The sequence below is a fragment of the Gordonia amicalis genome, assembly GCF_022059885.1.
In the GTDB taxonomy this organism is placed as follows: domain Bacteria; phylum Actinomycetota; class Actinomycetes; order Mycobacteriales; family Mycobacteriaceae; genus Gordonia; species Gordonia amicalis.
This window is the reverse complement of the sequence record NZ_CP091855.1, coordinates 4263222-4275634: the sequence shown is the minus strand read 5'-3', so window position 1 is coordinate 4275634 and position 12413 is coordinate 4263222. Positions and strand designations below refer to the sequence as shown.

Below are 12413 nucleotides of genomic sequence, written 5' to 3'. Positions count from 1 at the left end.
CCCTGGGATATCGCCGCATAAACTGGCAGCCATGACTTCCGCCGCCGTCGAACTGTTGGAGTACGACGAGGTCATCGCCGCTTTCGATCCGGTGATGGGCCTCGAGGTGCACGTCGAGCTGGGTACCGCGACCAAGATGTTCTGCGGATGCCCGACCGACTTCGGCGCCGACCCCAATACCCAGGTGTGCCCGGTGTGCATCGGTCTGCCCGGCTCGCTGCCGGTCGCCAACGCCAAGGCCATCGAATCGGCGATCCGTATCGGCCTGGCGCTGAACTGCTCGATCCGGCCGTCGAGCAAGTTCGCGCGGAAGAACTACTTCTACCCGGACCAGCCGAAGAACTACCAGATCTCGCAGTACGACGAGCCCACCTCATACGACGGCTACCTCGACGTCCTGCTCGGCGACGGCACCACGTGGCGCGTGGAGATCGAGCGCGCACACATCGAGGAGGACACCGGCAAGTCGCTGCACATCGGCGGCGCCACCGGGCGAATCCACGGCGCGAGCCACTCGCTGCTCGACTACAACCGCGCCGGTGTGCCGCTCGTCGAGATCGTCACCCGTCCCATCGTGGGCGCGGGCGACCGCGCACCCGAGGTGGCCCGCGCGTATGTGACGGCGCTGCGTGATCTGCTCAAGTCCCTCGACGTGTCGGACGTGCGGATGGACCAGGGCTCGATGCGCTGCGACGTGAACCTGTCGCTGATGGCCAAGGACGCGACCGAATTCGGCACCCGCACCGAGACCAAGAACGTCAACTCGCTCAAGAGCGTCGAGGTCGCCGTTCGCTACGAGATGCGCCGCCAGGCCGCGATTCTGCAGGCCGGGGGCGAGATCGTGCAGGAGACCCGGCACTTCCACGAGGCCGACGGCACCACCTCGGCCGGACGCCGCAAGGAGACCGCCGAGGACTACCGCTACTTCCCGGAGCCGGATCTGCCTCCGGTCCAGCCGGATTCGGCGTGGATCGAGGAACTCCGAGCCACGCTGCCCGAGTTGCCGTGGTTGCGTCGCGCGCGCATCCAGGAGGAATGGGGTGTGTCCGACGAGGTCATGCGCGACCTGGTCAACGTGGGTGCCGTCGACCTGATCATCGCCACCGTCGACGCCGGCGCGTCACCTGAGGCGGCCCGCGGATGGTGGGTGTCGTTCCTTGCGCAGCAGGCCAATTCGCGTGGCGTGGAACTCGCCGACCTGTCCGTCACGCCGGCGCAGGTCGCCGAGATCATCGGACTCGTCGACGAGGGCAAGCTGACCACCAAGCTCGCCCAGCAGGTCGCCACCGCGGTGCTCGACGGCGAGGGCGAACCCGCTCAGATCGTCGCCGATCGCGGCCTCGAGGTCGTCCGCGACGACTCGGCCCTGCAGAAGGCCGTCGACGACGCACTGGCCGCCAACCCCGACATCGCCGAGAAGATCCGCGGGGGCAAGGTCGCCGCGGCCGGCAAGATCGTCGGCGACGTCATGAAGGCCACCCGCGGACAGGCCGACCCGGCACGGGTCAAGGAACTGGTGCTCGCGGCCTGCTCGTAGTCGGTGGCCCTTGCTGCCGGCTGAGCCGGTACCGAGCGCAGCGTCGGTGGCGCTTGCTGTCGGCTGAGCCGGTACCGAGCGCAGTGCCGGTGGCGCTTGCTGCCGGCTGAGTCGGTACCGAGCGCAGTGCCGGTGGCGCTTGCTGCCGGCTGAGTCGGTACCGAGCGCAGCGAGGAACCGCGTCGAAGCCCGGTGCGGTCGAAGCCCGCTCAGGTCCGGTCGTTGCCCCCTCCCTGCGGGAGGAAGCGGAACACGCGGTCGTCGGTCGGCTTCGGATTGCCGACCTGCTTGTTGACGGTGGCCACCTGCAGGAGTCCGTTGGGAAGAGCGGCCATCCGGCCGAGCGCGCCGTAGCGGCGGTCGAGGGCTACGACGGGAGGGGTGATCGTCGGGTCCTCGCGGGTCGGTTCGCGGATGCCCTCGATCCGCTGGGTGCGGGTCGTCGAGACGAAGATGCTGCCGCCGACCACGCCGCACCCGGCGATCTGCGGCTTGTCGGGCCACGTCCAGAGCACCTTGGGGCCACCTTCTTCGATGACCTGCACGCGGTCCTCGGTGGCCTTCTGGTCGGCGACGTAGATGGTCCCGGTGGATGCGTTGGGGCACAGGGCGACCGATGATCCGAAGCCCGAGGCCAGGATCTGCGGGCGCGGGCTCACACCCGAGGTGAACGAGGTGATCAGCAGCAGCTTCCCGGCCAGTGACGACGCGTCGTCAGCGGCGGCCGGGTACCCGGCGTCGCCGGTGGCGACCACCAGCTCGGTGGGCGAGCGGAAGTACATAGAGCCCATGTTCCCGGTGGCCCCCTTGGGGATTCCGGTCAGGATCGGCTTCGGCACGTCGCCGGGGGCGAGACGGACGACCCGGTTGTCCGACGGCGTGGTGATCAGTGCGTAGATCAGGCGGTCCTGGGAGTAGGTGGGGGAGAAGGCGAAATCGATGAGTCCGCCGTCGCCCGACGCGTCGACCGGCGCCTGACCGAGGACCCGTTCGGGGCCATAGCGCTTGGTGGTGATGATCTTCCCGGTCGTGCGTTCGGCGACCACCGTGACCTCGCCCTGCTCGTCCCCGGGCATCACCCCACCCGTCGACGCGAGACAGGTCGCGATCACCGCGGGATCGGGGTCGACGCACGGTCCCGTCGGCGGCGGCTGGGTCTCCCGCGGCGTCTCCGGGGGCGGCGTCGGCTCGGCCTGGCCACTCGGACGGTTGTTGGGACTGAACGCGCCGGCCTCCCGCTGACGGTCCTGTTCGGTGAAGTTCGCGCAGCCGCCCAGAGCGAGCGCGATCACCGCCAGAACCGCCACCAGCATTCGGCCCGTCGGCCGCCCCTTCCACATGGCGTCCACAGTAATGGTGTGCCGACTCACCCCGTCGGGGTGCGGGGACCGCACACCGCGAGCCTCTAGAGTCGGGCATGTGAGCGAACGCGACACGCCGAGCGACAGGGAGCCCGATACGTCGAGCCCGTCCGCGACCAGCCCATACGACGAGCCGACCGGTCAGATCCCGGTGACGGACCATCCACCGACCGCCGTACCGCCGCCCGCGGTCGACCGGGACGACTTCTACAACCGGCACGCACGGCGTTCGCCGGCACCGTATTCGCGGGTCGACGAACTCGACGACATCGATCCCGGCGATGTGGAGACCCGCCAGATCAGGGGCACCGTGGACAACCCGCCACCGGCACCTGTACACGAAACCGTGCGCACCCCGGAACCTGCGAGCAGCCCCGTACCTGCTCGCTCCCCGGAACCTCGGGGCACCGCGGGACCTGCGAGCACTCCGGAGTCCCGGAGCCCGCAGTCGGACGGCGAATTGACCGTCGCGTTCGGGCGCCGCCCGGCCGCCCAGACCGGTACCTCCGTCGAGATCCCCGCCGACGACACCGCGACCAGGCCCGAACCCGCGTTGCCACCGGTCGGCACCGGCCGCTACGACTTCCTCGACGACGAGGACGACACCGGCCGTTACCGCGCGCACCCGGACGAACCGCGTTCGTCGGACACCGCTTTGCTCGACGACGAGTCACCGGGTCGGCGACTGTTCGGTCGTCGACGGAGCCGGGCGCATGAGGACGAGTACGACACGAGGTCGGTGGCCGACGACGAACTCGAGGACGCTGTCGCGAAGTCGCGGCGCGGCACCATCGACCTCGGCCTGTTGCTGCTGCGGATCGCGCTCGGCGCGTTCGTCGGCGCACACGGCCTGCAGAAACTGTTCGGCCTCTGGAACGGGCCGCGGCTCAGCGGATTCGAGCAGATGCTCGTCGACGGCGGGTTCAACGCCGACTACGCGCAGATCCTCGCGATCGTCGGCGCACTCGCGGAGACGGTCGGCGGCCTCATGGTGATCCTCGGCTTGCTGACCCCGATCGGCGCGTCGGCGATCCTCGGCACGATGCTCGTCGCCGCGGCGTACCGGGTGTCCTCGGCCGGCGGCTTCGAATTCTTCGCCGCGGCACAGGGAGCGGAGTACGAGTTGTTCCTCGCGGCCACCGCGGCCGCGGTCATCCTCACCGGTCCCGGCCTGTACTCACTGGACTACCCGCGGGGCTGGGCCCGTCGACCGTTCGTCGGGTCCTTCGTGTGGCTGATCGTCGGCATCGGGGCGGCCGCTGCCGTCTGGATTCTGGCGAACGGCACCAACCCGCTCAACTGAGTCGCACGACGAGCAAGCTCCGACACAGGATGCGGGGTGCGTACCGGACTCCGGTACGCACCCCGCATCTTCTGCTGAGAGGCGTCAGTCGACCTGACGGACCGCGCCCTTGTCGGCCGAGGTCGCGAGCTTCGCGTACGCGCGCAGCGCGGTCGTGACCGTGCGCTGACGGTCCTTCGGCTGCCACGGACGCTCGGAGGCCTCCATCTTCGCCCGGCGCTCGGCGAGCACGTCGTCGTCGACGAGCACCTCGAGTCGACGCGTCTTGACGTCGATGAGGATCCGGTCGCCGTCCTCGACGAGTCCGATCGCGCCCCCCGACGCCGCCTCCGGCGACATGTGGCCGACCGACAGACCCGACGATCCGCCGGAGAACCGGCCGTCGGTGATGAGCGCGCACTTCTTGCCCATGCCGGTGCCCTTCATGAAGGCGGTCGGGTGCAGCATCTCCTGCATGCCCGGACCACCCGCAGGGCCTTCGTAGCGCACGACCAGGACCTCGCCGGCCTGGATGGTCTTCGAGAGGATGACCTGGACGGCATCCTCCTGGCTCTCGACCACGCGGGCCGGACCCTCGAAGTGCCACAGGTCCTCGTCGATGCCGGCGGTCTTGAGAACGGCACCGTCGGGCGCGAGGTTGCCGCGCAGCACGCACAGCCCGCCTTCGACGGTGTAGGCGTGCTCGAGGTCGCGGATGCAGCCCCCGGCGGCGTCGGTGTCGAGTGAACTCCACCGGTTCGCCGTGGAGAACGGGGTCGTCGTCCGCACGCCACCCGGCGCCGCGTGGAACAGTTCGACGGCCTCGTCGAGAGCCTTGCCGCCGCGGATGTCCCAGTCGTCGAGGGCCTGAGCCATCGTCGGCGTGTGGACGGTCGAGGTGGTGTCGTCGAGCAGTCCGGCGCGACGGAGTTCACCGAGGATCGCCGGGATTCCGCCGGCGCGGTGGACGTCCTCCATGTGGTAGTCGGAGTTGGGGGACACCTTCGACAGGCACGGGACCCTGCGGCTGATCTCGTCGATGGTCGACAGGTCGAAATCGGCGACCTCGCCCTCCTGTGCCGCGGCGAGGATGTGCAGCACGGTGTTGGTCGAGCCGCCCATCGCGACGTCGAGCGCCATCGCGTTCCGGAAGGCGGCCGGGGTCGCGATGTTGCGGGGCAGGACCGAGGCGTCGTCGTCGCGGTACCAGCGGTTCGCGGCGTCGATGACCACCTTGCCCGCGCGCTCGAACAACGCACGCCGCGCCTCGTGGGTGGCCAGCGTGGAACCGTTGCCCGGCAGGGCGAGTCCGAGAGCCTCGGTGAGGCAGTTCATCGAGTTGGCGGTGAACATGCCCGAACACGAGCCACAGGTCGGGCAGGCCGACCGTTCGACCTCGTCCAGCCCGGCCTCGTCGACGTCGCTGTTGGCCGACGCGGAGATGGTGGTGATGAGGTCCGAAGACGGATGAGCGACATCGCCGACGACGACGGCCTTGCCGGCCTCCATCGGTCCGCCGGAGACGAACACGGTCGGGATGTTCAGGCGCATCGCGGCATTGAGCATGCCGGGGGTGATCTTGTCGCAGTTGGAGATGCACACCAGCGCGTCGGCGGTGTGGGCGTTGACCATGTATTCGACCGAGTCGGCGATGATCTCGCGGCTGGGCAGCGAGTACAGCATGCCGCCGTGACCCATCGCGATGCCGTCGTCGACGGCGATGGTGTGGAATTCGCGGGGGACGCCACCGGCGGCGCGCACTGCGTCGGCGACGATCTCGCCGACATCCTTGAGGTGCACATGCCCCGGCACGAACTGCGTGTACGAGTTGGCGATCGCCACGATCGGCTTGCCGAAATCGTCGTCGGTCATCCCGGTGGCGCGCCACAGGGAGCGGGCGCCGGCGGCTTCGCGGCCGACGGTGGTGGTGCGTGACCTCAGGGCTGGCATGGCTTCCTCATATCGATCGTCGGGTCGGGCGGAGTCGTTCCGGCCGAACGCCTTCGGGCTCCTGGGCCGGAGGCGTTCGCCGCGTCGGACTCGTGGCGTCAACACCGGGATCCCGAGGGTGTTTTTCACAGGGCCGTGTGCCCCGGGAACTGGGTTGAACGGGGCGTCGCACGCTGAGGGTGGGCGTCGCGAGTCGCCGAGAGACCAGGCTACTCCGCTGTGACATGCGGAAACAAAACGATTCGGCCGTGGACGGACGCTCGCGATGCCGGGTGGCGGCGTCAGATTCCCAAGACCGCCTTGGCGATGGAGAAGTAGACGATGAGACCGGTCGCGTCGCAGAACGTGGAGATGAACGGGGTCGAGAACACCGCCGGGTCCACGCGGATGGATTTCGCGACCAGCGGCATCACCCCGCCGACGGTCGCGGCCATCGTGCAGATCGACACGATGGTCAGGCCGATCACCGTGCCGATGTCGATGCCGTACACCAGTGCGGCGACGGCGAATCCGACGACGCCGAGCAGCGAGCCCATCGTCAGACCGACCCGGATCTCCTTGCCGGCGACGCGCACGACGTCGCGGGTCGTCACGTCGTCGGTCGCGAGGGCGCGGGTGACGGTGGTCGCGGCCTGCGAACCGGTGTTGCCGCCGATCCCGGTGAGCAGTGGGATGAACAGCGCGAGGGCGACCTTCTGTTCGAGCGTGCCCTCGAAGATCTCCAGAACGTTCACGGTGAGGATCGCCGACACCGCGAGGACGAACAGCCACACGATCCGGGCGCGGGTGATCGACAGTATCGACGCATGCAGGTACGGCTCGCGAAGTGGTTCGCGGGCACCGGCACGGGCTTCGTCGGTGTCGCGGGCCTGTTCGACGACTTCGACCGCGTCGTCGATGGTGAGGACGCCGACGAGTCGGTTGTCGCGGTCGACGACGGGCATCGCGAGGATGCCCCGATCGACGCACCGCTGGGCGGTGGACTCCGCGTCGTCGTCGGAGTGCGCGAACATCGGCTTGCGCATCAGACCGGCGACGGGTGCCTCCGGATCGGCGAGTAGCAGGTCACGAAGACTGACGACGCCGCTCAGCGTGCGGGCATCGTCGAGCACGGGCACGGTGTAGATGGTCTCGGCGGCGTGCCCGCGCTCCTTCACTCGGCTCAGCGCCGCGCCGGCGGTCTCGTCGAGTCGGGCGTGCACGAACTCCGGGCTCATCCGCCGCCCCACCGAACCGCGGGGATAACCCAGTACGACGGCGGTGACGTCGCGTTCGGCCCGGGTCAGTTGCTGGATGAGTGCCCGGGCGACACCGGCGGGCAGTTCGTCGAGGAGTTCCGCGCGGTCGTCGGGGTCGAGGTGATCGAACGCGGCGACCACTTCGACCGTCCCGAGGTCGTCGATGAGCCTGCGCTGGGAGTCGGCGGAGAGATCGTCGAAGACCTCGACGGCGAGATCCTTGGGCAGGAGGCGGAACGCCACGCCCCGCGACTGGTGGGGGAGACGGTCGAGGAGAGCGGCGATGTCACCGGCGGGGATCGCGGACAGCGCGGTCGCGACCGCGCCGAGTTCACCGTCGGAGATCAGGTCGTCGAGTTGGTTCGCGTCGAGCGTCGCGTACGTCACCCGACGAGCCTAACGGCCGAGTCCGTGTCAAAGCCGTTCGCGCAGCGTCGATTCTGTGCCTCTGGGGCGTGCCGGTTCTACTCGTCGGGGCTCGCGGCCGCCTCGAACGGATCCGGAATCCGTCCTCCGCTGACGATCGACAGCGCGGGCAGGTCGCGGAAACCGATGGCGGGGAGGCGAACTCGCTCACCGTTGTGGAGGACGGCGCGCACCGAACTCCACTTGGGGAACTGCAGGCCCGCGATGTCGGACCAGGCCACCTCGGTGGTCGAGAATCCGACCGCACGCAATCCGTCCTCGGTGACGATCGTGCGCAGACGATGAATCCAGAACCACAGCACGGCCGGCACCACGAAGGCGAAGGCGAACCACGGCGAGGCGCCGATCAGCAGGACCACGACCAGTGCGAGCATCGGCACGGTGAAGTAGGCGAGCCGATTCATCCGGAAGGTCACCGGGTAGGTGATCTCGAGGGAGTCGTCGGCGGCCGCCGCGTCGCGTGGTGTCCGGGAGCTGCGCGGAGGCTGGGCGGCAGGGTCGCTGGAATCAGTCGGCACGTCTCCATTGTGCCAACCCGGCCGCGGCGAGTCCGGCGTCGGGTGTACCCGTGAGTAGTGGGTGAGACGTCCGTCACCACCTGTGCCTTCCCATCATGTGGGACGGCATGGTCCGGAGTTTGACTCAGAACGACGCGCGGTCCTACCGTGATCAACGTGATGATTAACGGGATCCTCGTAGTAATCGGCTGGCGCGTCGCCTGACCGGTCACTTCGCAGACCCCTACCGGCATCGACGCGCCACCCTCGAACAGCGGAAGCTGTCGGGGGTTTTTTCATGTCAGGTAGTCACATCACCCCACCACCGAAATACAGACAAGATGAGGATCGTGCAGTGAGCGCACCAACAGCACGCAACGACGCCGGCCGCAGTGAGCCGACGCGTAACGCCGGACTGCGTCAGCAGTCGCCCGCGGCGGGCAACATCCGTGCGGTAGGTCAGCACACCGTCGCGCCGGAGCGCGTCAGCGGTGCGCAGTCGGTGGTCCGATCCCTCGAGGAGCTCGGTGTCGAGGTCGTCTTCGGCATCCCCGGCGGCGCGGTCCTGCCGGTCTACGACCCGCTTCTGGACTCCACCAAGGTCCGTCACGTCCTGGTCCGCCATGAGCAGGGTGCCGGCCACGCCGCCACCGGTTACGCCCAGGTCGCCGGTCGCGCGGGCGTCATGATGGCCACCTCGGGCCCGGGTGCCACCAACCTGGTGACCCCGCTGGCCGATGCGCAGATGGACTCGGTGCCGGTCGTGGCCATCACCGGTCAGGTCGGTCGGTCGCTGATCGGCACCGACGCCTTCCAGGAGGCCGACATCTCCGGCATCACGATGCCGATCACGAAGCACAACTTCCTGGTCAGCCGTGCGATCGACATCCCCAAGACCATCGCCGAGGCGTTCCACATCGCCGAGAGCGGACGTCCGGGTGCGGTTCTCGTCGACATCCCCAAGGACATCCTGCAGAGCCAGACCACGTTCTCGTGGCCGCCTCAGATCGACCTGCCCGGCTACCGTCCCGTCACCAAGCCGCACGGCAAGCAGGTCCGCGAGGCGGCTCGGATGATCAACGCCGCGAAGTCGCCGGTTCTCTACGTCGGTGGCGGTGTGATCAAGGCCAACGCGTCCGCGGAGCTGCTCGAGCTCGCCGAGCTGACCGGCATCCCGGTCGTCACGACCCTGATGGCGCGCGGCGCGTTCCCCGACAGCCACAACCAGCACCTGGGTATGCCGGGTATGCACGGCACCGTGGCCGCCGTCGGTGCGCTGCAGCGAAGCGATCTGCTGATCACGCTGGGCGCACGGTTCGACGACCGGGTGACCGGACAGCTGGATTCCTTCGCCCCCGACGCCAAGGTCATCCACGCCGACATCGACCCGGCCGAGATCGGCAAGAACCGGCCGGTCGACGTCCCGATCGTCGGCGACTGCAAAGCCGTCATCGCCGAGCTGACCGAGACGCTGCGCGACGAGCGGGCGACCAGTGGCGCCACGCCGGATCTGTCGGAGTGGTGGACCTACCTCGACGGCATCCGGAAGACGTACCCACTGAGCTACGACCGTCAGACCGACGGTTCGATGTCGCCGGAGTTCGTCATCCAGGCGCTGGGCAAGGCCGCCGGACCCGACGCGGTCTACTGCGCCGGCGTCGGCCAGCATCAGATGTGGGCGGCGCAGTTCATCTCCTATGAGAAGCCGCGCACCTGGCTCAACTCCGGTGGTCTGGGCACGATGGGCTACGCCGTCCCCGCTGCCATGGGCGCCAAGGCCGCCGCACCCGACACCGAGGTGTGGGCCATCGACGGCGACGGTTGCTTCCAGATGACCAACCAGGAACTGGCCACCTGCGCGATCGAGGGCATCCCGATCAAGGTCGCGCTGATCAACAACGGCAACCTGGGCATGGTCCGGCAGTGGCAGACCCTGTTCTACGAGGAGCGGTACTCCAACACCGATCTGGCGACGCATTCGCGGATGATCCCGGACTTCGTCAAGCTGTCAGAAGCGTTGGGCTGCGTCGCTTTCCGCGTCGAGCGTGAGGAGGACGTCGACGACGTCATCGCTCAGGCACGCGCGATCAACGACCGTCCGGTCGTCATCGACTTCATCGTCGGCAAGGACGCCCAGGTGTGGCCGATGGTCGCCGCGGGCACCGGCAACGACGAGATCATGGCGGCCCGCGACATCCGGCCGCTGTTCGACGACGACGAGTCGGCGTCGGACCCGGTCGAGATCCACGAGACGATGAACGCCCCACGCGGGACTGTGGACCAGAAGGTCGACAACGCTCCGGCCGACCGCGCAGCAGAGAAGGACCAGAAGTGAGCACCACCCATACCCTCAGCGTCCTGGTCGAGGACCGGCCGGGCGTCCTCGCCCGCGTCTCCGGATTGTTCTCGCGTCGCGGGTTCAACATCGAGTCGCTTGCCGTCGGACCGACCGAGCTCAAGGGGATCTCGCGGATGACCATCATGGTCTCCGTCGAGGACTTCCCGCTCGAGCAGGTCACCAAGCAGCTCAACAAGCTGGTGAACGTGATCAAGATCGTCGAGCAGGACCCGGCCAACTCGGTGTCCCGCGAGCTGATGATGGTCAAGGTCCGTTCCGATTCGACGGTGCGCACCGAGGTCATCGAGGTGGTGAACCTGTTCCGCGCCAAGGTCATCGACGTGTCGCCGGAGTCGCTCACCATCGAGGCCACCGGTACGTCGGAGAAGCTCGAGGCTCTTCTGCGGATGCTCGATCCTTACGGCATCCGTGAGATCGCCCAGTCCGGTGCAGTCGCGCTGGGTCGCGGACCGAAGAGCATGTCGGTCAATCGCTGACCGATACACTCCGCTGGAAACAGCGGCGAAGAATTTAGAAGTCCCTCGGCGAGAGAGAAAATCGCGAGGGGCGCCACAAATCGAAGGGAAACAAAGTGGCCATCGAACTGTTCTACGACGACGACGCGGATCTGTCGATCATCCAGGGTCGCAAGGTCGCGGTGATCGGCTACGGCAGCCAGGGCCATGCGCATTCGCTGTCGCTGCGTGACTCGGGCGTCGACGTCGTCATCGGTCTGCGTGAGGGCTCCAAGTCCAAGGCCAAGGCCGAGGAGCAGGGCCTCAAGGTCCTCACCGCAGCCGAGGCTGCTGCCTGGGCCGACGTCATCATGGTCCTCGCGCCCGACACCTCGCAGGCACAGATCTTCACCGAGGACATCGAGCCGAACCTCAAGGACGGCGACGCGCTGTTCTTCGGTCACGGCCTGAACATCCACTTCGGCCTGATCAAGGCTCCGGCCAACGTCACCGTCGCCATGGTCGCCCCCAAGGGCCCCGGCCACCTGGTGCGTCGTCAGTTCGTCGACGGCAAGGGCGTCCCCGCGCTCATCGCGGTCCACCAGGACCCGAAGGGTGAGGGCCAGGCCCTCGCACTCAGCTACGCCAGCGCCATCGGCGGTGGCCGTGCCGGCATCATCAAGACCACCTTCAAGGAAGAGACCGAGACCGACCTCTTCGGTGAGCAGGCCGTGCTCTGCGGTGGCACCGAGGAACTGGTCAAGGCCGGCTTCGAGGTCATGGTCGAGGCCGGTTACGCGCCGGAGATGGCCTACTTCGAAGTGCTGCACGAGCTCAAGCTCATCGTCGACCTCATGTACGAGGGTGGCATCGCCCGCATGAACTACTCGGTCTCCGACACCGCCGAGTTCGGTGGCTACGTCTCCGGTCCGCGCGTCATCGATGCCGACACCAAGGAGCGCATGCGCGCCATCCTCAAGGACATCCAGGACGGCACCTTCGTCAAGCGCCTCGTCGCCAACGTCGAGGGCGGCAACAAGGAGCTCGAAGGCCTGCGCAAGCAGAACGCCGAGCACCCGATCGAGGTCACCGGCAAGAAGCTGCGCGACCTGATGAGCTGGGTTGATCGTCCGATCACCGAGACCGCCTGAGTCTCAGCCACTCTGACAGCAGGCCCGCACCTCTTCGGAGGTGCGGGCCTGCCGTCGTCTGCCAACGACAGAGCCACCCTTTTTCGGCATTTCCACCACCCCGCGAGGTGGTGGAAATGCCGAAAAAGGGTGGCTTTGCGTAAGGCCCAGGGAAAGCGCGACGCCCCGGGTGGTAACC

9 protein-coding genes are annotated in these 12413 nt (G+C 68.0%); 5 read left to right on the top strand and 4 right to left on the bottom strand.

The genetic code is table 11. The features are described from left to right. Nucleotides 1–31 precede the first annotated feature (31 nt). Nucleotides 32–1537, top strand: coding sequence for an Asp-tRNA(Asn)/Glu-tRNA(Gln) amidotransferase subunit GatB (gene gatB / locus IHQ52_RS19645; RefSeq protein ID WP_006434775.1), 1506 nt, complete (start codon nucleotides 32–34; stop codon nucleotides 1535–1537). A 209-nt stretch (nucleotides 1538–1746) separates the two neighbouring features. Here the strand turns inward: gatB and IHQ52_RS19640 are convergent, their stop codons facing one another. Then, complete coding sequence (locus IHQ52_RS19640) at nucleotides 1747–2850, bottom strand: PQQ-dependent sugar dehydrogenase (protein ID WP_006434776.1); 1104 nt, start codon at nucleotides 2848–2850, stop codon at nucleotides 1747–1749. A gap of 106 nt (nucleotides 2851–2956) precedes the next feature. On the opposite strand from IHQ52_RS19640, the gene IHQ52_RS19635 reads away from it, so the two are divergent. Further along, complete coding sequence (locus IHQ52_RS19635; RefSeq protein ID WP_096274215.1) at nucleotides 2957–4201, top strand: DoxX family protein; 1245 nt, start codon at nucleotides 2957–2959, stop codon at nucleotides 4199–4201. Nucleotides 4202–4285: 84 nt separating this feature from the next. Here IHQ52_RS19635 and ilvD read toward each other — a convergent pair whose 3' ends face one another. From ilvD to IHQ52_RS19620, 3 genes are all read right to left on the bottom strand, one after another. Continuing rightward, complete coding sequence (gene ilvD / locus IHQ52_RS19630) at nucleotides 4286–6130, bottom strand: dihydroxy-acid dehydratase (protein ID WP_006434778.1); 1845 nt, start codon at nucleotides 6128–6130, stop codon at nucleotides 4286–4288. 281 nt (nucleotides 6131–6411) lie between these two features. After that, complete coding sequence (gene mgtE / locus IHQ52_RS19625; RefSeq protein WP_024500522.1) at nucleotides 6412–7755, bottom strand: magnesium transporter; 1344 nt, start codon at nucleotides 7753–7755, stop codon at nucleotides 6412–6414. Nucleotides 7756–7832: 77 nt separating this feature from the next. Continuing rightward, nucleotides 7833–8312 carry a PH domain-containing protein gene (locus IHQ52_RS19620; protein WP_096274213.1) on the bottom strand — a complete coding sequence of 160 codons (480 nt, stop codon included), beginning with the start codon at nucleotides 8310–8312 and terminating at the stop codon, nucleotides 7833–7835. Nucleotides 8313–8646: 334 nt separating this feature from the next. Between IHQ52_RS19620 and IHQ52_RS19615 the strand changes: the two genes are divergently transcribed. From IHQ52_RS19615 to ilvC, 3 genes are all read left to right on the top strand, one after another. Beyond that, a complete protein-coding gene (locus IHQ52_RS19615) occupies nucleotides 8647–10626 on the top strand; it encodes an acetolactate synthase large subunit (RefSeq protein WP_006434781.1) in 1980 nt (659 codons plus the stop codon). After that, a complete protein-coding gene (gene ilvN / locus IHQ52_RS19610; protein ID WP_006434782.1) occupies nucleotides 10623–11126 on the top strand; it encodes an acetolactate synthase small subunit in 504 nt (167 codons plus the stop codon). Before IHQ52_RS19615 ends, ilvN begins: the two co-directional genes overlap by 4 nt. Before the next feature lie 95 nt (nucleotides 11127–11221). Then, nucleotides 11222–12235: a ketol-acid reductoisomerase gene (gene ilvC / locus IHQ52_RS19605; protein WP_006434783.1), complete on the top strand. Its 1014-nt coding sequence runs from the start codon at nucleotides 11222–11224 to the stop codon at nucleotides 12233–12235. Nucleotides 12236–12413: the final 178 nt, after the last annotated feature.

Excerpts from the sequence above, each read along its gene's own strand:
- IHQ52_RS19640 (WP_006434776.1), bottom strand. The coding sequence starts at position 2,850 with ATGCTGGTGGCGGTTCTGGCGGTGATCGCGCTCGCTCTGGGCGGCTGC.
- gatB (WP_006434775.1), top strand. The coding sequence starts at position 32 with ATGACTTCCGCCGCCGTCGAACTGTTGGAGTACGACGAGGTCATCGCC.
- ilvD (WP_006434778.1), bottom strand. The coding sequence starts at position 6,130 with ATGCCAGCCCTGAGGTCACGCACCACCACCGTCGGCCGCGAAGCCGCC.